Below are 23,334 nucleotides of genomic sequence, written 5' to 3'. Positions count from 1 at the left end.
TCGTTGAGTGGCAATGACAGAACTGCAACCCATCAAACAGCTGTTGGAGCAATTAAATGTGCCCGTGCAGGATTTGGCGCAGTTAAGCTTTTGCGATGGCAGCAGGGAAACCAGTGTAAAAGCCTGGGTTAGATCACTTCCGCTTACTCAGGTGCAGTTTGTCAGTGGATTGTTGTATCAAGCCTTGCCCGATGTAGGTCGTTATCAAACAACACCGGCTAACCGTATCCAAATTTTAGAAATTTTGCGTAGCCCTACGTTGCAGTCGATTGAAGGCCTGACTCAAAGCTTTCTCAATCAACCTCTGATACTGCCGGACCCAGCCGTTAAAACCGCCACCATTGCGCAAGCGCTGCAAAAACACATGATCAACGGCTATCTTGTTGCTATTCGTGATTTGTGCAACCAACCCACGCCCAATACTGAATTGTTAGAGCTCGCCATTCACAGAGCCATTACTGGCTTAAGCCTCTTGCTGCTCAGGTATTACCAACTCTACGTTCCTATTTCCGGCCAACTTTGGACAGAGCTGCATTCGCTTTATCAAATTGCCATGCATTTGGGCATTACTGAAAACCTGGTTGTAGATGATTACGCGCATTTACAACATTGCCGCACTATTACACTTGCCTATGTGCGTGCGTTATTGCTTGCGTGCTCGCGCCCGAATCAATTGCGACAGGAAGAAATTGCCTCCACATTTGAAGCCTTGAACAACTTGAGCGCGCTAGCAGAATTGCAAGATAGCCAAGCCGGCAATCACGATAATTTATTTGCTGTGGCGATTAATTCAAACCGCCCTCCGCTTTACCGTTCACGCTTTTCTGCCGACGATGACACTCTGTTGTTGGAATTAAATACCTCGCAAATTTGCAGAAAACTAACCGAAATAAACACATCTGCAAACAGCGAATCAGCTGAAGGTTCCGGCTTACGCAACGAGCTACATTTAACCTCTGCCTTAACATTACATTTAATTCAGGCATGGAATTTACTCGCGCAACGTAACTTTGAGCGACAACAAAGCCAGGGCGCGCTCGATGTTGCTGTAGGTTTAACAAACATCCATTACCACCTTGCCGGTGAGACGATTTTCACACACTTTTTAAACAGAACAACGGGCGGCGTTCAATCAATGGATAGCCTGGGTTCTATTTTCCAAAAGCGCGGTGTGAAATTAAAAGACGGTGAAAAAAACAAGACAACCGAAGATCCATGGGACAGCGCCTTTGATATTAAAGGCACCTCACTTGCTGGCAAAACTGTTGCTACAGACAGCATTGAATTTGCAATTAAAAAGCGCGAGCAAACCGCATTTAAAGATGCTCACCCGGTTTATCACGTACCGCTGATTGATAGCAGCCCGGGCGGCTACTGCATTGAATGGCGCAACGAAATCCCCAACCAAGTGAAAGCTGGCGAACTCCTGGGCCTGCGCGATCCTGCGCGCAATCGCTGGAGCCTCGGCGTTGTGCGCTGGGCAAACCAGACTAAGGGCGCAACACAATTGGGGATTCAAATTTTATCAGCGCACGCTACGCCTGTCGGCTTGGCAATTATTCACAAAACCGGTGATTCTTCAGAGTTTTTGCGCGCACTGGAGATTCCGGCACTAAAAGCCATCAACCAACCGGCCACCCTGATCACCAATGCAGTTTCGTTTCGAGAATATGCCAAAGCACGCATCTATCAACGAAAAAATAATGAATCGACGGGTGAACAAAATAGTATCCAGCTTACTCGCCGTTTATTTGCTACCGGTTCTTTTAGCCAATTCACTTATCGTGAGCTCATGACAACCAAGCCTAAAGAAACCGTTAAAAAAGATGATTTCGATTCAATTTGGGATTCATAACAAACAGCGCGCACATTGGAAAACTTGGCGATAACCACCAAAAAACTTTTGCAAAGTTAACTGGGTCGCATAAATCAACGCCCGGCTTGAGCAAATATCAGATTTAAGTAAGATAGCTTCATAATTTGAGAAAGGTCAGGAATCCTCACCGCAACTCATTACCGACATTTGGCGCAGATGCTGCACCCAACGGTTAATAGATACCGCCATTAGCGGTTAAAAGGATCGACGCAGAAAGCATAATATGACATCCATAGACACCATTCGCCTTATCATTCTCAACAACTCTCGCACGGAAGCAGAGCGGCTAATTAGTATGCTGCACAACGCTGGTCGCCCTAGCCGTGCGCAACATGTCGATAGCGAAGAAGCGCTGGTTAAATTATTACAGGAACAAACCTGGGACCTGTTGATTGGCAACGACAACACCACCAACCCAACGCCACAAATTGCGCTCAAACATATCCGCCGCCTGAACAAAGACGTTCCGGTTATTTTGCTGCATGAAGATGAAGAACCTTTCGCCCAAGTTGAAGGCATGAAAATGGGTGCGGTAGATGTGGTGAATCTGGATGACGACCAGCATTTGTTGATGGTTATCCAGCGCGAAATGACCAACCGCATGGATCGCCAGGCGCGCCGTGCGGCAGACCGCCGCTTTCGCGAAGCAGAACGCCGCAGCCAACAATTACTGGATTCATCGCGCGATGCTATCGCCTACGTTCAAGACGGACTTTATCTCTACGCAAACGAATCTTTTGCAGAGCTGTTCGGCTTTGAAAATCGCGATGAAATTGAAGCGCTTCCCATCATGGATATGGTGGCCGACAACGAGCAAAATAAACTCAAAAACTTCCTGAAAGAATTTTCACTCAAAGGTGAAGATGTGGGCTCCAGCCAACTCGCGTTTGGCGGCGTTATGCAAGACGGAACACCCACTGCAATTAATTTGGAAGTTTCCCACGTTACTTACGATGAAGAACCCTGCATTCAATTTTTAGCGCGCGCTACACGTAATGAAGCTTCGTCAAATAGTGAAGAGCTACAAGCGCAAATTGATCAAATTAAATCGCAAGATCTGGTAACTGGCCTCTACAATCGCCAGCACATGATTCAAACCCTGGAACACACGATTGATCATATTGGCGACCAACAGTCCTTGAGTTTGCTTTATATCGAGCTGGATAAATTTAACGAACGTGTTTCATCGGCCTATGGTGTTGCAGGTTCAGATTTGGTGCTGGGCGACATATCTACTGTCTTGCGTGAAAAAAGCAGCACCACTGACATACTCGCACGCTTTGGTGACAGCACTTTCACCTTGCTCATTCCCAACATTAAAGCCGACGCTGCAGTAAACCGCGCAGTCCAACTGTGCAAAACTATCGAGCAACATATTATTGAAGTCGACGGAAAAACAATTCAGCTGACATGTAGTATCGGTGTTTCCATTATTAATGAAACCTCAACCAATGCCAGCACCGTGATTGAACAAGCACGTTCCGCAATGGAAAAAGTGGGCGCAGCACAAGGCAACAATGCCAGCTTGTTCGAACCCGAAGTTGCCGTCACCGATGCAGTACGCGATATAGCAGCAGAAATTCAACATGCACTCGACAACGACAGATTCCGTTTATTGTTCCAGCCTATTATTAGCTTGCGTGGCTCGGAAGAAGAGTACTACGAAGTTTATTTACGCATGATTAATGATGCGGGTGTAGAAATAGAACCGGATGACTTTTTGGAAGCTGCCAATAAAATTAACCTCAGTATTAAGATTGATCGCTGGGTAATTTTGGAATCCATCAAAATGCTGTCGCAACATCGCAGTAAAGGCAACAAAACCAAATTGATTGTGAATTTGGGGCGTCAGTCACTGTGCGATGAAACCTTATTACCCTGGCTTGCGGTAGCCTTTAAAGCAGCAAAATTAGCAGCTGAAACCATTACCTTCCAAGCTAACGAAGTTGACGTGACAAATCATTTAAACGCAGCCAAGAGCTTTGCAGATGGTTTGGAAAAGATGAAAACTCAATTGTCGATCACCAATTTTGGCTGCTCTTTAAACCCATTTAATGCACTTAAACATGTATCAGCCGGCATGATTAAAATAGACGGTTCCTTCACCAGCGATATTCAACACAAAAATGAAAGCTCTGCTGCTTTAATCGAACTGATCGAAAAACTGCACGCCGAAAATAAAGTGACCATAGTCCCCTTCGTAGAAAACGCCAGCGTACTTTCAACCCTGTGGCAGGCCGGTGCACACTATATCCAAGGTCATTATTTGCAAGAACCTACACAAGGTTTGAATTACGATTTCAATATGGAGTCTTAATTTTTTAAAAAACCTTTAATAAAAAAAGGCCGCCTTGGTGTATCCAGGCGGCCTTTTTTGCTCATACGATAATCTATTTTTTAGGTTTGCTTGCTTCAATCTTTTCAAAAAGAGCTTTAGCTTCCCGTTGTGCTTGCTCCAAAACCTGAGGAGTTAATTGGGCAGCTGCCGCATCTCGAGCACTTGAATTCATACCATTTGTAGCAGCCAATGCGAACCAAATATAGCCTTGCTTATAGTCTTGCGGTGCGCCTTCACCCTTAACATACATACGCCCCAAAGAAAATTGCGCAGGAGCAAAACCTTGGTTTGCAACTTTGCTATATAAAGAAAAAGCTTGCTTAAGATCTTTAGGCACTGCGGCTCCATTGCCACGCTCACTCATGATACCCAAATTATGTTGGGCTGAAAGATCACCTTGTTCTGCGGCCTTGGTGAAAAAAAGCTTGGCCTTCTGGTAATCTCTAGGTGTCCCCTCTGGATTAAAATACATAATCCCCAGATTGCGCTGCGCATCAACACTTCCCTGCTCTGCTGCTTTCGTATACCACTGGATAGCTTGGTTAAAATCCTGAGGTACACCTTCACCTTTTTGGTATATATAACCCAAGCTGGTTTGAGCAATAACATTTCCCTGTTCAGCAGCTTTAGTAAACCAGTGAATAGCCTGCTTATAATCTTGCGCTACCCCATCGCCTTTAACATATTTAAATGCCGTTCTTAACTGCATGGCCGCGTCAGAAGGCTCTGCATTTAAATTAATCTCTGTGGGTGTCGAACTTATCGACTCCGCTGCGATTAGATCTTTTGAAACTTTTAGTTTTTTCGTTAAAGGTTTAAGTGCAGCTTCTACCCCTTTTTGCAAATAGGTTTGATCTCTTTCGGCTTCAAATAAACGCGGCTTTAATTCGTTAGTGGAATTATCAAGATTCACAACATAGGGGACACTGATACCACCATAAGAAGTAAACAACCAATTGCCTTCCGCATCATAAGCATCCAACTCAAGACTCAATGCCATTTTGCTGCCCGACCACTCCATATCACCGCCATAACCGCCCCCTTTTACGACCAAACCAACTCTCACATTATCCCAAATGACGATTTGCCTGGTTAAGGTTGCTTTGCGTGAAATTACCGCAGGAATGAAAGCAATTTCATAAGGAGTTTGTTTTTTTAAGTTTGCTAAAAAACCTTGTTTAGCTGGACGAATATCCTTATGAGCCTCGTTACTTATTGCAAATGTCCGGACAACTTCTTTAGAAGTTGATGCGGGATCGAGAACTACTTTAATCGGCGTAAAACCCAAGGTTTTTATTTGGCTGATGAGAGCTTCTTGAATAATAGGTATTTCTTGTGGAACAGCTTGAAAATCAGAAGCCATCGGCAAAATGGCTATCCGAGCATTTTTTGGAATATTAGGTAGGGAATCAGCATAAGTGTTGGGATCTGGATCAGCCGCAAACACCAGTCCCGAAAATAGAGTACAACCAAGCATTACAAGCGTAATTATTTTTTTCATAGCAAGCTCCTTTATATCCTTTATTAAATATTTTTAAATTTTATAACAACTTATCGCGCTCTCTAAATCCTAACAAATACAAAATACCATCCAAGCCAAGCGTAGAAATAGAATGTTCTGCTGAGGCTTTCACTAAAGGTTTCGCACGGAATGCCACGCCCAAACCGGCAACACTTAACATCGGCAAATCATTTGCGCCATCACCCACGGCGATTACTTGTTCAAGCGCAATACCTTCTTGTTGAGCAAGCATTGCGAGCAACTCGGCTTTGCGCTGGCCGTCTACGACTGTGCCTACAACATTGCCGGTGACTTTGCCGTCGACAATGTCCAGTTCGTTGGCGTAGACATAATCGATGCCGAGTTTATTTTGCAGGTAGCGACCAAAATAATTAAAGCCGCCGGAAAGGATCGCAGTTTTGTAACCCAATTTTTTAAGCGATGAAATTAATTTTTCGGCACCTTCGTTTAAACGCAAATTTGCTGCGATGCCAGCCAGTACACTTTCATCAAGGCCTTTCAAAAGCGCCATACGCGCTGCAAAACTTTGTTTGAAATCCAACTCACCGCGCATCGCAGCTTCGGTAATTTCTGAAACTTGTTCACCTACACCTGCCGCTTTTGCCAACTCATCAATTACTTCGGCATCGATAAGGGTTGAGTCCATATCGAAACATACCAAGCGACGGTTGCGGCGATAAACTGTGTCGCGCTGGAAGGCGATATCCACATTTAATCGCACTGACAAATCCATAAAATCTGCACGCAAAGCGGCCATATTATTTGGCGTTCCGCGCACAGAAAATTCTACGCATGCATTACCTGTATTCTCAGCCTCGCCTTTGACCACATCCAAACCGACGCGCCCTGAGAGACGATTGATACTGTCGATATTTAACCCGTGCAACGAGGTTACCGCCGTCAATTCCGCAATCTGCGCAGCAGAAACCTGACGCGCAAGCAAAGTCACTATGTGGCGAGTCTTACCTTGCTGTTCAACCCAGTGAGCGTAATTATCATGACTGATGGTTTGAAAGCGCACTTGAATGCCGAGTGGTGCGGTACATTGCTCAATCTCATTCTCCAAGTGGGCACGAGTATCGCCATTCAATTGGAGTTCAACCAAAATCCCCAAGGCGAGCGTATCGTGAATAACGGCCTGGCCGATATCGAGGACATTAGCATTATGTGTCGCCAAGACTTTGGTGATGGCACGCGTGACACCCGGCTTGTCTACTCCAGATGCATTAATCAATAAAATACTATTCACAGTAACTCCACAGCCGTGCTCCCAGCATTCTCAAAAGCGAGTGGCAGCTGAAAGAATTGGTTTTAATGCGCGGCATTCTAGCCTAAGTCGCCTCCCGGCACCTACTCAAATTGTCAGCTAAAGCACTTAACAAGACCCATTTTTACTGGAAGCCTGCGCGCCCCTAAATACCTACAGAAACAGGGGCAATTAGGCTAGAATGACGCCCCATTAGCATTACCTGCCATCCAGGCATCTGAAAATCACGGACTGGTTCCAATAATACTGTTTACTTGAGAGATACATGTCACTGTTCAGCAACTACCGCACCTATCCCCAACTCAGCTTATGCAGCGTCCTGTTATTGGTATTAGGCTTGATGGGCGCGTTTTTTTACCTTTATAACGCCGATAAAAATCAACAGGCAAACATTGAACGCTATGGTCAAATCCTGGCCTCAAGCACAGCGCGCCAAGCTGTAGATGCAACCCTTAATCAAGATATGGTCAGTTTGCAGGCGATTTTGCAAGAAGTTGGGCAATACCCAAATGTGATTGGCGCAACCTTGCGCAATGTCGACAATAAATTATTGGTTCAAAGCGGTTACCGCCCCAATCAACCTGTAGCCGGCAAGCGCTACAACTTCACCGCTCCTGTTGCCCTGCACAATAACGTTGCGGGTTATTTGGAAGTGACTCTTGAAGTACCACGGCGCACAGCGCATGACGAAATCTTTTTAATGTGCTGGTCAGCCGCAGTGACCAGTTGTTTGTTAATGATTTGGTGGTCGATTCATCGCCGCTGGTGGAGCGCGCTGCGCGATAAAATTCCAAGCGCAGATCAAATTGTCACTGCTGTGGTTGATAAAATTCCAACCATCGCCGAAGCAGAAGTGCCCGCAGAACCAGAACCTCTTGCCCCAGCCGCACCAAAACAAGTTTCAGTGCGTTTGAGCTTGCACATAGTGAATCTCAGCAAGCTTTACCAGCAACTCAACAACGAAGGTTTTAATGGTGTTGTGCGCCGTTTTGAAAAGCAACTGCAAGGTTTACTAAGTCTTTACAACGGCCAACGCCAACTCTTAACCGATGACACTTTGTTGATTGATTTCTCTGGCGAAGAGTTTCACGAATGCAGCTTTCGCGCCGTATGTTGTGCACAAATCTTAATGAATATGGCAGCGCGCAACCCAAGCCCAAGATTACAGCTTGCTGCAGCAATTCAACCATTGCCTGAACCACCACAATCAGCAGGCTGCGCTTTAGTGAAAGAGTTTTTAGTTCAGCACAACAATAGCCTTAAGCCAGAGAAAAACGTTATTTTGGTTAACGGAAGTTTGCTCGATACTGTCCTGCAACATCATGCAGAATTTGATCTCAACACTGGCAAGCTGCTACACATTAAAGCGCCTTACAGCGAATACGTGAACAAACAAGAAGAGCAATTGTTGTTACGTCAGTAACTTTTACTTTAATTCGTACCCGCAACAAATCTGTAACACTCCCATCATCTGCCTGTCATTTTTTAGTCATAGCCTTGTAGGAAATTCAGCCTACAAGGTGTGACTTCATGCTCAACATTGAACAATCAGTTACTGACAAATTTCCTGGCTTCGCCGATCAAGCACCCCTAATTCGAAACTCCACCTTATCTATCTTGCGCAAGCTCACGCGCGAACAAGAAGTTAATAATTTCCTGCGCGAAAACCAGGGCGTTACCGGTATAGATTTTATAGACCGTATTTTTGATTATTTTAATTTTAGCTACAGTGTTTCGCAGCGTGACCGTGACAATATTCCAGCGCTTGGACGTTTAATTATTATTGCTAATCACCCGATTGGTTCACTCGATGGCTTGGCCTTAATCCGTTTAGTCAGTGAGGTACGTAGCGATGTAAAAATTGTTGCGAACGATATGTTGATGGCTTTTGAACCACTGCACGAGCTATTACTGCCGCTCGACAACATGACCCGCGGTGCCTATAAACAAAGCTACAAAAATATCTTACAAGCGCTCACTGACGAACAAGCCATTATTATTTTCCCTGCAGGTGAAGTGTCGCGTGCCAGCGCACAAGGTATTCGCGATGGCAAGTGGCAGGCTGGCTTTTTACATTTTGCACGCAAAGCCAAAGCACCGATTTTGCCAATTTTTGTAGCGGCTAAAAATTCGTGGCTGTTTTACACCACATCAATGATTTTTAAACCCTTGGCAACCGCATTACTCGCCCACGAGATGTTTAACAAACGCTCGGCAGAAATTAAATTTCGTGTTGGTGAAGCCATTCCGCATCATTCACTCGAATCAAATCAACTTGCCGATAAAGCACTTATCAAACGTTTAAAAAAACATCTTTATAAAGTTGGCAAAGGCAAAAAATCAATTTTCGTTACAGAAAAAACAATCGCCCACCCGGAAGATAGCAGCACAATAAAAAAAGAATTACAAAGTGCGAAGCTTATAGGTAGCACACGCGACAATCACAAAATATTTTTGTGTACTTATGAAAATCACCCAACCGTTTTACGGGAAATTGGCCGCCTGCGTGAACACACTTTCCGCAAAGTTGGCGAAGGCACAGGAAGCCGCCGCGATCTTGATAAGTACGACCATTATTACCGTCATCTAGTCTTGTGGGATGAGGATAGGCTCACTATCGCTGGCGCTTATCGTTTGGGAGAGGTGAATAAAATTCTCCACAAAAAAGGCGTAAAAGGTTTATACACTGCAGATTTGTTCGATTATCAGCCATCGGCCCTATCCTATCTCGAACATGCTTTGGAATTAGGCCGCAGTTTTGTGCATCCACATTATTGGGGCAAAGCCAGCCTGGATTATTTATGGCAAGGTTTAGGTGCCTATTTGCAGCACCACCCGGAAATTCGTTATGTTCTTGGCCCCGTAAGCATGAGTGCACAATATCCAAAAAATTTACGCGATGCCCTGGTATTTTATTATCAACGTTATTACAGCCAGATTGATTCGCAGTTTGAAACGTTTGCAGATGGAAAACATCCACACGAAACCGATGAAGATGAATTAATTTATTTGCAGAAACAATTTTCCGGATTAAATCGAGAGCAAGCATTCGAGGTTTTGCAACAAAAGTTTTTTGCCCAGGGACATAAAATGCCCATTCTTTTTAAACAATACGCTGCGCTTTATGAAGACGGTGGTTACCATTTGCTCGCCTTCAGTGTGGATTCGGAATTTGGCAACTGCGTTGATGGTTTATTCATGGCCGACTTAACCTTTATGAAGCCGGCAAAGCGCGCACGTTATCTCGCTTTATCTCGCAACACCACCGCATAAGTCGACGCCAAAAAACGCAACAGAATTTCTGTCACAAGTGACTTCGTGGTAAGCTCGCATCATCAAAACGATACGAGTTTACCCATGCATATTCATATCCTCGGCGTCTGCGGCACCTTCATGGGGAGCCTCGCGCAACTCGCTAAAGATCTTGGCCACCGGGTTACCGGCAGTGACACCAATGTTTACCCACCCATGAGCACCCAGCTCGAACAAGCCGGCATAGAATTAATGCAAGGCTTTGATCCTGCGCACTTGCAACCCGCACCGGATTTAGTCGTTATCGGCAACGCCATGAGCCGCGGCAATGCGGCGGTGGAGTACGTGCTCAACCAAGGCATCCCCTATACCTCCGGACCACAATGGCTGCGCGATCACGTATTGCAAGGCAAGTGGGTATTAGCCGTTGCCGGAACTCACGGCAAAACCACCACCAGTTCAATGCTGGCGTGGATTTTGGAATACGCGGGCATGGCTCCGGGTTATTTAATTGGCGGTGTAACAAAAAATTTTCCAACGTCTGCTCGTTTGGGCGATACACCTTTTTTTGTTGTTGAAGCCGATGAATACGACAGCGCGTTTTTCGATAAGCGCTCCAAATTTGTTCACTACAATGCACGCACTGTTATCCTCAACAATCTGGAATTTGATCACGCAGATATTTTCCCCGATCTCGCAGCCATTCAAAAACAATTCCATCATTTGGTGCGCACTGTACCTAACAATGGTTTATTAATATCCCCCATTAATGACCGTGCACTCGCTGAGGTTATTGCGCAAGGTTGCTGGACACCGCAACAACAATTCGGTTTCGCTTCAGATAAAAACTCGTCTGATGAAAAAAATGCAGAATGGCAAGCCCAATTGTTAACACCTGACGGATCTTCATTTGAAGTATTACAAAATGGCAAGCAAGTGGCGCAAGTAAATTGGTCGCAAACTGGCATACATAACGTCAATAACGGATTGGCTGCAATGATTGCCGCTCGCCACGTGGGGGTAACTCCCGAGCACTCCGCAAAAGCGCTGGAACAATTCGCTGGCGTTAAGCGACGCATGGAAATATTGGCAGATGTGCACAGCGTAAAAGTGTACGACGATTTTGCGCATCACCCTACCGCAATCAAAACAACACTCGCGGGTTTACGCGCAAAAGTTGGTGCTGAAAAAATTATTGCTATCATTGAACCACGCTCAAACACCATGCGCATGGGCGTTCACAAAAATGCGCTCAACCAAAGCTGTACAGATGCGGACGACGTGCTTTGGTATCAACCCGCCAATGTTGATTGGGCAATGGATGAAGTCGTTAATAAAAGTCCTGTACCCGCCAAACTATTGCGCGATTTGGATGAATTGATTCACTGCGCCATTTCACTCTGCGAAAAAAATACGCATATAGTGATTATGAGCAATGGCGGATTTGGTGGCGTACATCAGAAGTTAATTGAGCAATTAAAAAAGCATGCGCTTTAACAAATAAATCTAGCTGTAGATACGCGGAGTGAATCAATGATCAAACAACGCAGCATTACTCTCGCCATCACTGGTGCATCAGGAGCGCAATACGGATTGCGTTTGTTGCAATGTTTGCTGGCTGCTAACTGTAAAGTTTATCTACTGCTTTCAAGTGCAGCTGAGGTTGTGATTCGCACTGAGACAGATTTGGATCTTCCGGAGACATTTGAACAACAGCAATTATTCTTAAGCAATATATTTACTGCCGATGACGATCAATTACAACTGCTTGCAAAAGATGATTGGTTTTCTCCTGTTGCTTCTGGCTCAAGCTCACCTAGTTCAATGGTTATTTGCCCTGCCAGTGGCGGAACCTTGTCTGCTATTGCGCACGGTGCCAGCAATAATTTGATTGAACGCGCTGCGGACGTTGCTTTAAAGGAACGTCGACAATTAATTCTGGTGCCACGCGAAGCACCCTACTCCGCGATTCATTTAGAAAATATGCTCAAGTTAACTCAATTAGGCGCCGTGATTATTCCAGCCAGCCCCGGCTTTTACATGCAACCACAAACTATCAATGAACTTATTGATTTTATTGTGGCGCGCATTTTAGATCAGCTAGGTATAGAGCAAGATTTAATGCCGCGCTGGGGTGAAGACTAAAATGAACTTGCCAAGAAAAGTTCGAATAGTCGAAGTCGGCCCGCGCGATGGCTTACAAAATGAAAAACAAGCTATTCCAACGACTACAAAAATCCAATTGATTGAAATGCTGGTTGATGCCGGGCTCACTTACATTGAAGCAGGTAGTTTTGTGAACCCAAAATGGGTTCCGCAAATGGCGGACAGCGCAGAGGTTTTTTCGGGGATCAAGCGAAAAGTTGGTGTAACCTATGCTGCACTGGTGCCCAACCTGCAAGGCTATGAGCGCGCCATTAACGTAGATGCAAATGAAGTGGCCATTTTTGCCGCCGCATCGGAAGCATTCAGCCAAAAAAATATTAATTGTTCCATCGATGAAAGTATCAAACGCTTCGAGACTTTAATTGCCGCAGCAAAAGCACAAAAAATTCCAGTACGAGGCTATATCTCTTGCGTTGCAGGCTGCCCCTATTCTGGCGATGTTAATCCCAACACAGTTTCGGCTATTGCTCGCGATTTACTCGCCATGGGCTGCTATGAAATTTCATTGGGTGACACTATAGGTGTTGGTACTGCACGCCAAATCAAAACGCTTATCGAGGCAGTAGCAAAAGAAATTCCCACGGAAAAAATTGCAGTGCATATGCACGACACCTATGGTCAGGCGCTCACTAATATTTATGCTTCCTTAGAAATGGGCGTGAATGTTGTTGATAGCTCAATCGCTGGCCTCGGCGGGTGTCCTTACGCGGCAGGTGCGTCTGGCAATGTAGCTACAGAAGACTTGGTCTATTTACTCAACGGCTTAAAGATTGAACACGGTGTTGATTTGAACAAGCTAATCCAAGCTGGAAATTTTATTAGCAGCGCACTGAACAAACCCAATCAATCCAAAGCAGCCCAAGCTTTTAAAAATAAATCTCTTTAACTACGGAAGATCATGAACGAAAAAGATTTAGCCTCAGAATTAGTATTGGAGACTGCGCAAATTCATTGGCATGAATTGCAGCGTTTTTTTGCAAGCGGCAATGCTATTGCCGTTGATGAATCGCTTGATTTAATTTATGTCGCGACTCAAATCACTCAAGATAATGCCACACAAGTCAAAGAGTGGATGGAAGCCGGTTTAGTAGATGCTGTCAAAGATTCACAAGCACAGGAATGGTACGATCAAAATGCAACCGTCTGGGCGCTGGTTATTAAGCCCTGGGTTCTAGTGCAGTATAAAAAATTACCACCTAAATAATGTATATAAATTGTGGCGCAAGAACTGAGATTTTAATCCATGAGCAATAAACGCGTACTGATTATTGATGATGAACCAGATATCCGCGAGCTGGTGGAAATTACTTTAGGGCGCATGCATCTGGACACAGACAGCGCGGAAAATATCACGCGTGCAAAACAGCTTTTGTTGCAACAAACCTACGACCTGTGTTTAACCGACATGCATTTACCTGATGGAAAAGGTTTGGACTTGGTAGAATTTATCCAACAAAACTTTCCACGCCTACCGGTTGCCGTTATTACTGCCCATGGCAGTATAGATACAGCTATTGAATCCATGAAGGCAGGCGCTTTTGATTTTATTTCAAAACCAGTCGATTTAAATGTATTGCGAAAATTGGTTAATACAGCGATTCAATCCAGCCAATTACCTACCGCTAAATTGCCCAGCGAAAGTTTTATTATTGGTCAATCAAAAGCTATTCAAGATTTAACCCGCAGCATACAAAAACTAGCTCGTTCGCAGGCACCCATTTATATCAGCGGCGAATCAGGTTCAGGCAAAGAGTTGGTTGCGCGTTCAATTCACGAACTGGGTCCTCGAGCAGCCAAACCTTTTATTGCCGTTAACTGCGGTGCGATTCCTCGCGAATTAATGGAGAGCGAATTTTTTGGCCATAAAAAAGGTAGCTTTACTGGAGCACATCAAGACAAACTAGGTTTATTCCAGGCAGCAGAAGGCGGCACATTATTTTTTGACGAAGTTGCCGACTTGCCACTCGATATGCAAGTAAAGCTACTACGCGCAATTCAGGAAAAATCTGTTCGCCCAGTAGGTGCTGCAGAGGAATTAGTAACCGACGTTCGCATTCTGTGTGCAACCCATAAGTCACTGGAAACAGAAGTCAAGGAAGGTCGTTTTCGACAAGATTTGTTTTACCGCTTAAATGTAATCCAACTCAGCGTTGCACCTTTACGCCAACGTCGAGAGGATATTCCATTATTAGCAAAACATTTATTGGAGAAAATTGCTCATGAAATGCAGCTGCCAGCACCTAAACTCTCAGCCGCTGCACTGCAAACACTAAATGAGTACGCATTTCCCGGAAATGTTCGCGAACTTGAAAACATCCTGGAACGCGCCTTTACGCTTTGTGAAAACGATGTAATTGATGCAGACGATTTGCAACTCCAAGCTAACGGCGATTCACATCAGATATTTTCAAAACCAGAAAATGAAAGCACTCGCCCCACTCCAATACCACAGGATAAAAATAGCCGCATAGACTACCCCTCGCGCTGTGCGGAGTATCCGTCACTGGACGATTATTTGTTAGATGTTGAAAAAGAGATTTTGTGTGACGCACTTGAGAAAGTACGCTGGAATAAAACCCTTGCCGCAAAAAAATTAGGGATCACTTTTAGATCTTTGCGTTATCGATTGCAAAAACTTGGATTGGATGATGAATAAATAAAAAATCCCGCCGAAGCGGGATTTTTTTACCAACAATCAGTAGGTGTTTTTAAACCAACCTGATTAAGCGTTAAAGTTCTACAACTTGCGGTATCCGAAGTTTGCGGAGCTTTTATTGCAGTAGCAACTAATTTAACTGTTGTATCCGAGATAGCAGTAACGGTGTCCAACTTAATTTGATAAAAACCTTTTCCATGGCTGACATAAGCCCCTCCATTTTTTAAATCTTCGTAAATCGGACAACCTGAAGCAGGCTTAAAAGTTCCAAACACCGTGTAACATCGCTGAAAGCGCTGTATAGCGTCTGATAATTCACTTTTAGCTTCTGCGCGATTGGATTTGCGTACAGATTGCAAGTATGAGGGGTAAGCCACAGCCCCAAGAACCGCCACAATTGCAATCACAGCCATCAATTCAACCAGAGTGAATCCTCGTGGTGTCTTCATCTTAATCATTTAATCACCTATTGAGTTAGCGCAATTGCCGCCACGATTGCCTACCGGTACCACAGGCATCCAACTGACCGCTATTCACTGTTAAAGAGCCGCCGCTCGTACCGGACTTTATCAGGGCCAAATTAGTTTTTTTACCGCAAGTCGGTTCAATACTGCTCGCTGCTGATGAAGCAGTGGAGCTTGTTGAGCTTGCCGCACTAGTCGAGCTAGCTGAGCTACCCGAACCTGGAGGTAAGATAGACACGTTAGTGGCCCCAAGGAAAATTTGATCCTCAAATTCATTTGGTCCACACAACACACACTCTGGCGGTTTGTCACCCACTGCAGCAACCTCCATAAACCAGCTCTTACCACCTACATCACAAGGGATTGTAGTGGGCATAAGAGTCGTTATAAGCAACTTATCCTGCAAGAGTAACGCCTTAGAAATCACACGCTCATTAATCGAACCACTATGATCTAAATCTATATACCAACCTCGTTTTGTTGACCAGTCAGGATTTACTTTTGAAACAGTTCTGCTTTCTGCTCCAGTCGTATAACTAGTCGTCATTGTTTTAGGCAACAAAGTACTACGTGTCTCGGGTGTTCCACCCGGCCCGTTGTCTGGAACCGCATAGAAACTTTGTTGCTGCGCACCGACTAAGTTGTCGCCAATTTTGTAATAACGACCAGTACCGAAATAAACCATGTATTTGGTTAAAAGATCGTTGTATCCAATCGTTGGTGCAGCTGTAATAGGTTGACCGCTTAATGTTGTGAACACTTTATAGCTGGTGATTGATGTGCCATTGTAATAGAAGCGCCACATATTGCCATCAACGTCTCCAGCATACGCACTGTCAAATTGACCCAGGGAATTTAATAGTACTGCAGGAGTGGATAATCCCGTACCACCAGCGGTATCTATAATCCTGGTGTTAGAGGTTGGGTTTTCAATATCAACCATAAACAATTTAGAAGTAGTGCCCGTGAAGTCGCCATTACCAAATATAGCCGCCCAGCGCCCTTCCTTAGTTGGCAATATATACAACTGCCCCATGACATAGCCCATACTCGCGTTCGTGTACTCAAACAAGATCTGAGGCTTAGGGTTAGCATTAGTTGGATCATTAAATTCTGTTAAATCAAGGGCGTAAATACCTTTACCACCTGCACCTAGCGCTCCTACCACTATAGTCTTCCAATTGCCATTGATATATACATCGCCTACAGCAAGGTTTCCATCAACCGAATATTGATGAGGGTTAGCAGAAGTACCGTAATTTGGTTTACTCAAAGCGGCTAATTTATCAATAACAAAAGACGGAATATAAGCAAACACTTCTTTAAGAGCATCAGGTTGTGAGGCAGACGTATCCTTGGCTTTGAAGGCATGAAGCATACCGTCATTAGCCCCCACCAACACAAGAGGCATACGCGCACGTTTTTGTGCCAGGAAGGTTTTATAACCTGCGCCTATAGTTGGCAAATTTGAATATCTGAAATCATAAACACCTTCATATACGGGGCTAGAGTTAACAATGTCCCCCAAGATATTACGGTACTCAATTCCGTTAGGATGTTTATTTTTTCTCTCTCTAAACCCGGTCGTGTTATTTTCGTTGGTACCACTACCTCTTATCCAGTCAACCCTATCTGACGGTGTTGACGTCCCATCGCCACTTAGGGTTAAACTTGTTTGCATGGTCGCAGTTAAATTTGCCCAGGTAAACTCAGTGATAGTGCCGTTTACATTAGTATAAATCTTACGATTGGCGTCCGTAGTTTGCATATTATAAGGGCTTGGTGTTGCCGTTATACTGGTAGTCGTTTTTGTTGGTGTTGCTGGCAAAGTACCATATTGGTCAGGCTGGTAACCACGCAGCTCACCATTCCAGGTTTTACTATTAAATGCCGCCTGATACACAAATCCATCGGTACTTAGTCTGGTTGATGCGGTTGCCACCGCAGATGCAGAACCACTTGTTTCGATAATTTTAACGATAATATCGTTCAAACTATCCTCAAGATTTGCAGGGTTTTTTACACTGAAGAAATTATCAGGCTCACCATCGGGTGCCGAATTAGCCGCCTTGCCGTGTAAATCCCACGTATCACCTGAGTCAAACACCCCATTGTTATTGGTATCGTTAAAACCACCAAACTTTGCAGCCAACCAAAGCGGTTTTTCCAAGGTTTTGGTTGTCGAAGCCGCAGCCACATAAACAAGCTTAGTGCTTTCAACCCCTGCACCAGAACCACTTAGGCTGGTGTAGTTTTGCCCTCCCGGACGAACTGCCCAAGGTGTCACTAAACCACCGGTAAAACTTGCGTCTGCCTTGGTTGCCGAGGCCGTCAACAAAGTAGCACTTCGATAAAAATCGCCACCGGCTGTTACGCTCGTAGCACCCTGATAATAACTACCCCATACTCCCGCAACCCCGTATATATTGTAGCTAAGATGCATGGTATTCCCTGCAGCAGCGTATGGAGTCGTACTAATAATTTGGATTCGATCTGCTGCGATAGCAGGTGAACATGCGGCACCCACACAAAAACTTAAACGTTGCGCAGCATCCAAGTCATAGTCATTACCCCAGGTAGAATCCTCCCAACTCAAATAGATCTGACCGGAAACTAATTTGCCATTGGAATAATTTAGAGCTTCTATGGTGGCATTAGTCAACGTACAACTTTGATAGTTAGTGCCAGGGGACGCTTCACAAGCTGGGGAAAAGGTCACTGTTTTACCATCCACGGGAATACGAAATACCGGCATACTCTCAGCCAAATCCACAGCATAGGTATTTAATTTTTGATCGCCGGGAAGGTTGGTTCGAAGATCAGTAGTGTGTGCATGATAAGCCAGACCAGCGATGTTGTAAGAACCCTCTAGCGCAGGCAATTCAGGGCAAATCCCCAAAACATCCGATAATCTACTAACGGTGGTTGAAACACAGTTTCGTGAGGCTGGGCGAGCAACCGTGGTAGTAGGAGCGTAAGCTGAAGCGTTTAATCCCATGTAATAATCGCCCGCAAAAGCACCGCCATATTGCTTTTCACCAACGTCATCAGTTTTAGCTTTTACGGCGGAAGCACCAGAGCTCAAACCAACAATATCGCTGGCCGAACTTAAGTCATCACTGTCAAATGAGTTGCTACCAGTGGAAATCACAATAGCAGCACATTTTGCACACCAATCCGCCCAAGGATCAGTCCAGGTAGATACACGAGTAAGACCTGTTACACCGTTAAAGCCATAAGAAGATGAAGTGGTATCATCAACATCAAACCCGGTCGTAGGCTGATTTTGAACTGTACCTGCACCAGATACGTGATTACCTGATATATATCGGAGCATTTCCAAATAGGTTTCTGCGATTGGATTACCCCAATCGGTACATGTTTGTCCGCTCGTTGTTCCGCCGACTACAGTCGCAATGGAAATACTGTGAGTATTGCAATCTGAATAATTTTTGGCACTTGAACTGTAGCCCGCAACCCTAAAGCTATTAATATTTTGAATAATGCCCGCTACTATCGTATTGAAAGTACCGTCATCTAAATTAATCTCATCGTTCGGATCACTATGTTTGATACCATCAGTATCGACCAATGGGCTCGCTGCTTTACGCAAGACCCCGCCTTTTATATGTGCCTTATAGGTACCTGATGTAAGACTGAAATCAATAGTTCCGCTCTCCCCGTGCTTTTGCAGCAAACCAATGGGCTTTTTAACAGTTGTGCTGCTGTACTCCTTACACCGGTTTGAATCTTTGCCTGTCTCGCAAACACTTACCTTGGCAGTGTATTCATCTCCTGAGCCTGGAGCGCTCGCAGCTCCAAATTGACATTGCGCCCCCTCAGTAGAGGCCCAATAATAATATCCATCAGTATTGGGAGCAGACGTCCGTATTACAGGATAACCGTTGGTAGTTGAGTCTGTGGACACGTTACAGAAACTTCTCTTGGTTCCAGCTGTGTAAGTGTATGGGGTGTAATAAGCAATATCAGAACCTCCATAAACCTTAACGTACGCATGGACATCCGAAGGTATGTAAGCACGCTCAAGTACCGTTTGGGTGGTCGAATCCACAGACCTCTTACCACCAAACAATACCTTGCGCAAAATATCCATACGAGTCATGGATATCCAATTCAAAAAGTTGCCACTCCACGCTGTTCCTGAGGCACATTGGTGATTGCTTGCAGCAACACTTGGAGCAAAATAACGAAGGCTTACAGTAGTGATAGTGGAGTTGTATGTGTAACACCAGTCGGGATCAAAATAGCCGTAATAAGAAAAGTTATTTCTGTAGGTAGTATCGTCCATTGAAAGATCGTTGCCATCAAGATTACTGTAATCCGTATAAGCCTTCTTACTTAGCTCTTGATCCATTGACATTACTAAAGCAATGTGTGGCTTGACTGCTGCTGCCAAAAACAAAGGTGATTGTGCAGGCCCTGTGGACGAGCTCGAGGACGATGAACTAGAAGATGACGAGCTTGAAGACGATGAACTAGAAGATGACGAGCTCGAAGACGATGATGACCTTGAAGATGATGAACTTGAAGACGATGATGATCTTGAAGAAGATGACGATGAACTAGAAGATGATGAGCTTGAAGACGATGATGATCTTGAAGAAGATGACGATGAACTAGAAGATGATGAGCTTGAAGACGATGACGAGCTTGAAGCCACACTACAAGCACCAACATCATTCCACACACCAAATCTATCAGTGCCATTCAAAGGATTGTATTTACCCTGATTACTGCTCTTACATTTTGCAGCATCAGCACATTGATAAGCCCTGCCTTGATATTGCACAAAAGCATTTTGTGCATAATTTGTCCCCGCAACCCATGTCGGATATGCGGAACAATTGACTCCAGATTGAGCTTGAGCCTCCATTACAAGAAAACACAACGCAGTGGTCAATAAAATATCTCTTAATCCGAGATTTATTTTTGAACTCGACAGCGCCATAAATGCATGAGAATCAAACCATGCCTTCACAGATTCTTTTTGAAAATGATTAAAAAAATTCATGGCAATCTCCGCTAATTAGGTGCGCTGCGATGATAATAAGATTGAACAATAGCCGTAGACTCAGCAGTTAAGCCGACGCCTTTGGACGTAATACGATAAGGTACAATTTGAGTCACTCCACCTATGCCATCCACACTGGAACCATCATCTGGACGGTACATGGCGAGCTCTTCTACTATATAAATAGGCTGGCTTTTGGTTGGTAAATTTAAAGCCGTTGTAGTTACGCCTTCAGATGTCCATAGCGCATCAGTGAAATACATAACAGAGTTCGCAGGGGTAGCTTCTCTATCGCCAGAACATACACCCGCAGTAGGACATGCAGGAGCAATAGCAACAAGATCCTCATCTACTATAGATTCTCCAGCAGACAAACCGGCTTCTGCCGATTGGAATGCAATATTCCGATCTCGCGTATTACCGAGCATAGCCTCTTGCATCCCGCTCCCTCTAATCGCAGCCAGCGCGATTATTGAAATAAGCAGAACCATCACTAAACCTACAATCAATACCACACCTTTTTGGGCATTGAGCGGAGGCAATTTAACAACGGAAACAGTCATAACAACTCCAAAAACTAGGGATTTCTAGACCTAAGTGAAAAAGTGGCTTTAAAGACTTTTCTCATATAACGATCTGTAGGTGTAATAGTTCCTGTGCGAAATGGATAGCTTTGGGGGCTATCCAGCTCAAATGGTTTATCGCCACGGACAACAATCTCAGCCTGAACCGAGCTAATTAAATCCCACGTATCAACGTCCGCGGCAACTTCATAAGGAGGATTAGGTTTGGAAGCTGTAGGCTTAACCATGTAAAGCAACCCTAACCTTTCCACACCCTGGAGTATTTCTACGGCGGGTTCATTATCAATTTTTTGCCACAAGCTAGGTGTTGTGTTGCCAAGAGGTGTAGCAGATGTTGCTACAAAATAAGCAATGGTATGTATGGGAGTAATACTACCTTGCGTATATATATCATTAGAGGGGTCGGTAACTATCCATGAATCAGCGTGTGTAAGCGTAACTTCACCGCTAGTAATAGTTGGAGATGTACTTAATTTAAAAACGCGCCCATTTCTGCAGTTAGATACAACCGCAATGCTATTGTTACACAAGCCCTCAATGCAATTATTTGTATCCAAACTTTGATCTGAATATCCGTAAACTTCGGTAGCGGTATTAACTTTTTTAACCAACATACCGCGCTCATTACCACCGCGAATCACAATAATGTCGCTATCTCTTGCCACAGTAAAACTTGATCCTAAATCGGTACTTATGCCAGTAGGTAAATCATGTCCACCGCTCGAATCGATTGAATAGCCGTGTAAACCTTCAGTAAAGTTTCTATGCAGCCCAACCAAGCCAAGCGAGTTACCCGGGGGGTTAGTCAGAGGATCTGCTATGCGAGATGTTCCTTGCTCTATCACGGTATTTCTACACCCAGAAAAGGATGCCATCCGCAAATCACGACCAATAAACTCTACACCCAAACGGCCTGTTTCTTGAATCCGAGACAAGTCTTGTTGCGTCCCAAATACTCTATTACTCGAAATAAACATTTGAACAACACCCGCCATTAGCAGAAGACCCAATGTGACAGAGATCATCAATTCCACTAAAGACAAACCAAACTGATTACGCATTTTCTTGAGCTCCTACAGTCTGGTCGTATATGAAAATGAAACTAAAGTATCGCGCGAGGACAAACTATTAATATTATTAACCTCATTCCAGGTAATAGTTATGGTGCACAGCATCGTTGAATTACTGCAACTAATGCCGCCTGTTCCTCCAGGCATGTATGATTCAATATTTTGACGCCAGATATATATATCGGCTGCGGCTCGGGATGAAGTGGGCACCGAGCTGGCTGTGAATACAGCAGCGGTGGTGTTGTAGCTAGCAATTTGAACTGCATGTGCCGGGCTTCTTTTATTGGCCCTTATGCGATCCAAAATATCTGCAGCAAGGATGTTAGCTTGTGAACCCAGGTAGGTTCCGTGATTATATTGCAAAGAACGAGTTTGCAACGCCGCCAATGTAATTAGCGTGGTCGATAAAATAAGCATTGTAATCAGCACTTCGATCAGCCCAACGCCTTGCGATTTTTTTAGTGTTGTCCCGTTCATGGATACCTCAAAGGGATCAAATTGTTAAAAGAGCTGCAGTTAGCAACCCTTTTTCGCCATTGAAACCAAACCCGACAAGTTGATCGTAATTGTTCTCGCTTTCTCGCCTGAACAACCTTGAACTTTACTTTCTATAGTTGTGCTTGCAGTACTGTTCGAAATACGAGCCAAGCTGCCTAATGCGGTGTAACGAATAAAAGTGATTGCAGTTGAACCATTTTTTACCACGACAGACGCACCGGTTGCGGACTTACCGTATGCCTTGATAATCACAGGAGTAGTACCCAACACAGGTGCCGTAGCACCATCCGAAGTGGCTTCATCGACAAAGATAATAAAACCATCTTCCCATGCCCCGGTACATGTCGGTGTAGAAGTAGTACTATCCGAGCTAGCGCATAGGCTTACGCGGTTTGCACGCTTCACAGCTTCATAGCGCGCCAAATTAAGAGCACTTATTAGATCCTCTCCCAGGGTAATTGATCTGCTACCTAAAACTTGCTTGTTGTAACTAGGGACAAATAATGCAAGTCCCACGGCAACAACACTCACGGTTACCAACAACTCGATTAAGGTAAACGCCTTCTGGTTCTTTAACATGATTATCGCTCTTTGAATTCTGGTTAAGGC

18 protein-coding genes are annotated in these 23,334 nt (G+C 44.6%); 10 read left to right on the top strand and 8 right to left on the bottom strand.

Annotation, left to right across the window (positions count from 1 at the left end):
* The first annotated feature begins 13 nt into the window (after positions 1–13).
* Together IE104_RS13810 and IE104_RS13805 are read left to right on the top strand one after the other, a co-directional pair.
* Positions 14–1,855 (top strand): cyclic-di-GMP receptor FimW-related protein, encoded by a 1,842-nt coding sequence (locus IE104_RS13810; protein WP_189419506.1) that lies wholly within the window; start codon positions 14–16, stop codon positions 1,853–1,855.
* A 244-nt stretch (positions 1,856–2,099) separates the two neighbouring features.
* A complete protein-coding gene (locus tag IE104_RS13805; RefSeq protein WP_189419504.1) occupies positions 2,100–4,193 on the top strand; it encodes an EAL domain-containing protein in 2,094 nt (697 codons plus the stop codon).
* A 73-nt stretch (positions 4,194–4,266) separates the two neighbouring features.
* Here the strand turns inward: IE104_RS13805 and IE104_RS13800 are convergent, their stop codons facing one another.
* A complete protein-coding gene (locus IE104_RS13800) occupies positions 4,267–5,715 on the bottom strand; it encodes a tetratricopeptide repeat protein (protein ID WP_189419502.1) in 1,449 nt (482 codons plus the stop codon).
* Between the two features lie 40 nt (positions 5,716–5,755).
* Positions 5,756–6,985: a phosphoserine phosphatase SerB gene (serB, locus tag IE104_RS13795; protein WP_189419501.1), complete on the bottom strand. Its 1,230-nt coding sequence runs from the start codon at positions 6,983–6,985 to the stop codon at positions 5,756–5,758.
* Between the two features lie 283 nt (positions 6,986–7,268).
* Here serB and IE104_RS13790 point away from each other — a divergent pair, with 283 nt between their 5' ends.
* The 7 genes from IE104_RS13790 (at position 7,269) to IE104_RS13760 (ending at position 15,077) form a co-directional block, all read left to right on the top strand.
* Positions 7,269–8,426 (top strand): hypothetical protein, encoded by a 1,158-nt coding sequence (locus IE104_RS13790; protein ID WP_189419499.1) that lies wholly within the window; start codon positions 7,269–7,271, stop codon positions 8,424–8,426.
* Positions 8,427–8,533: 107 nt separating this feature from the next.
* The gene (gene olsF / locus IE104_RS13785) at positions 8,534–10,276 is read left to right on the top strand and encodes a bifunctional ornithine lipid synthase OlsF (protein ID WP_189419497.1); all 1,743 of its coding nucleotides are present in this window, start codon (positions 8,534–8,536) and stop codon (positions 10,274–10,276) included.
* An 84-nt stretch (positions 10,277–10,360) separates the two neighbouring features.
* Positions 10,361–11,752, top strand: coding sequence for a UDP-N-acetylmuramate:L-alanyl-gamma-D-glutamyl-meso-diaminopimelate ligase (gene mpl / locus IE104_RS13780; protein ID WP_189419495.1), 1,392 nt, complete (start codon positions 10,361–10,363; stop codon positions 11,750–11,752).
* Positions 11,753–11,788: 36 nt separating this feature from the next.
* The gene (locus IE104_RS13775) at positions 11,789–12,400 is read left to right on the top strand and encodes a flavin prenyltransferase UbiX (RefSeq protein ID WP_189419493.1); all 612 of its coding nucleotides are present in this window, start codon (positions 11,789–11,791) and stop codon (positions 12,398–12,400) included.
* Between the two features lies 1 nt (position 12,401).
* Positions 12,402–13,307 carry a hydroxymethylglutaryl-CoA lyase gene (locus IE104_RS13770; RefSeq protein ID WP_189419491.1) on the top strand — a complete coding sequence of 302 codons (906 nt, stop codon included), beginning with the start codon at positions 12,402–12,404 and terminating at the stop codon, positions 13,305–13,307.
* Positions 13,308–13,319: 12 nt separating this feature from the next.
* The gene (locus tag IE104_RS13765) at positions 13,320–13,625 is read left to right on the top strand and encodes a DUF2288 domain-containing protein (RefSeq protein WP_189419489.1); all 306 of its coding nucleotides are present in this window, start codon (positions 13,320–13,322) and stop codon (positions 13,623–13,625) included.
* Between the two features lie 39 nt (positions 13,626–13,664).
* On the top strand, positions 13,665–15,077 hold the full coding sequence (locus IE104_RS13760; protein ID WP_189419488.1) for a sigma-54-dependent transcriptional regulator: 1,413 nt from the start codon (positions 13,665–13,667) through the stop codon (positions 15,075–15,077).
* Positions 15,078–15,106: 29 nt separating this feature from the next.
* On the opposite strand, the gene IE104_RS13755 is transcribed toward IE104_RS13760, so the two are convergent.
* Together IE104_RS13755 and IE104_RS13750 are read right to left on the bottom strand one after the other, a co-directional pair.
* Entirely contained in the window at positions 15,107–15,535 is a 429-nt protein-coding gene (locus tag IE104_RS13755; RefSeq protein ID WP_308429301.1) for a type IV pilin protein, read from the bottom strand.
* Between the two features lie 16 nt (positions 15,536–15,551).
* Positions 15,552–19,916: a pilus assembly protein gene (locus IE104_RS13750; RefSeq protein ID WP_189419486.1), complete on the bottom strand. Its 4,365-nt coding sequence runs from the start codon at positions 19,914–19,916 to the stop codon at positions 15,552–15,554.
* Positions 19,917–19,941: 25 nt separating this feature from the next.
* Between IE104_RS13750 and IE104_RS13745 the strand changes: the two genes are divergently transcribed.
* Positions 19,942–20,292 carry a hypothetical protein gene (locus IE104_RS13745; RefSeq protein ID WP_189419485.1) on the top strand — a complete coding sequence of 117 codons (351 nt, stop codon included), beginning with the start codon at positions 19,942–19,944 and terminating at the stop codon, positions 20,290–20,292.
* Positions 20,293–20,584: 292 nt separating this feature from the next.
* On the opposite strand, the gene IE104_RS13740 is transcribed toward IE104_RS13745, so the two are convergent.
* The 4 genes from IE104_RS13740 to IE104_RS13725 are packed head-to-tail and all read right to left on the bottom strand — an operon-like array spanning position 20,585 to position 23,304.
* A complete protein-coding gene (locus IE104_RS13740) occupies positions 20,585–21,136 on the bottom strand; it encodes a pilus assembly PilX family protein (RefSeq protein ID WP_189419483.1) in 552 nt (183 codons plus the stop codon).
* A gap of 14 nt (positions 21,137–21,150) precedes the next feature.
* On the bottom strand, positions 21,151–22,218 hold the full coding sequence (locus tag IE104_RS13735) for a PilW family protein (protein WP_189419480.1): 1,068 nt from the start codon (positions 22,216–22,218) through the stop codon (positions 21,151–21,153).
* Positions 22,219–22,230: 12 nt separating this feature from the next.
* Positions 22,231–22,704, bottom strand: a complete 474-nt coding sequence (pilV, locus tag IE104_RS13730) for a type IV pilus modification protein PilV (RefSeq protein WP_189419478.1) — start codon at positions 22,702–22,704, stop codon at positions 22,231–22,233.
* 39 nt (positions 22,705–22,743) lie between these two features.
* Entirely contained in the window at positions 22,744–23,304 is a 561-nt protein-coding gene (locus IE104_RS13725; RefSeq protein WP_189419476.1) for a GspH/FimT family pseudopilin, read from the bottom strand.
* Positions 23,305–23,334: the final 30 nt, after the last annotated feature.

The sequence above is a fragment of the Cellvibrio zantedeschiae genome, from assembly GCF_014652535.1.
Lineage (GTDB): Bacteria > Pseudomonadota > Gammaproteobacteria > Pseudomonadales > Cellvibrionaceae > Cellvibrio > Cellvibrio zantedeschiae.
This window is presented reverse-complemented; position numbering and strand designations above follow the sequence as displayed.

Coding starts and splice junctions, on each gene's coding strand:
- IE104_RS13810 (WP_189419506.1), top strand. CDS start 14: ATGACAGAACTGCAACCCATCAAACAGCTGTTGGAGCAATTAAATGTG.
- IE104_RS13805 (WP_189419504.1), top strand. CDS start 2,100: ATGACATCCATAGACACCATTCGCCTTATCATTCTCAACAACTCTCGC.
- IE104_RS13800 (WP_189419502.1), bottom strand. CDS start 5,715: ATGAAAAAAATAATTACGCTTGTAATGCTTGGTTGTACTCTATTTTCG.
- IE104_RS13790 (WP_189419499.1), top strand. CDS start 7,269: ATGTCACTGTTCAGCAACTACCGCACCTATCCCCAACTCAGCTTATGC.
- olsF (WP_189419497.1), top strand. CDS start 8,534: ATGCTCAACATTGAACAATCAGTTACTGACAAATTTCCTGGCTTCGCC.
- mpl (WP_189419495.1), top strand. CDS start 10,361: ATGCATATTCATATCCTCGGCGTCTGCGGCACCTTCATGGGGAGCCTC.
- IE104_RS13775 (WP_189419493.1), top strand. CDS start 11,789: ATGATCAAACAACGCAGCATTACTCTCGCCATCACTGGTGCATCAGGA.
- IE104_RS13770 (WP_189419491.1), top strand. CDS start 12,402: ATGAACTTGCCAAGAAAAGTTCGAATAGTCGAAGTCGGCCCGCGCGAT.
- IE104_RS13765 (WP_189419489.1), top strand. CDS start 13,320: ATGAACGAAAAAGATTTAGCCTCAGAATTAGTATTGGAGACTGCGCAA.
- IE104_RS13760 (WP_189419488.1), top strand. CDS start 13,665: ATGAGCAATAAACGCGTACTGATTATTGATGATGAACCAGATATCCGC.
- IE104_RS13755 (WP_308429301.1), bottom strand. CDS start 15,535: ATGATTAAGATGAAGACACCACGAGGATTCACTCTGGTTGAATTGATG.
- IE104_RS13750 (WP_189419486.1), bottom strand. CDS start 19,916: ATGGATCAAGAGCTAAGTAAGAAGGCTTATACGGATTACAGTAATCTT.
- IE104_RS13740 (WP_189419483.1), bottom strand. CDS start 21,136: ATGACTGTTTCCGTTGTTAAATTGCCTCCGCTCAATGCCCAAAAAGGT.
- IE104_RS13735 (WP_189419480.1), bottom strand. CDS start 22,218: ATGCGTAATCAGTTTGGTTTGTCTTTAGTGGAATTGATGATCTCTGTC.
- pilV (WP_189419478.1), bottom strand. CDS start 22,704: ATGAACGGGACAACACTAAAAAAATCGCAAGGCGTTGGGCTGATCGAA.
- IE104_RS13725 (WP_189419476.1), bottom strand. CDS start 23,304: ATGTTAAAGAACCAGAAGGCGTTTACCTTAATCGAGTTGTTGGTAACC.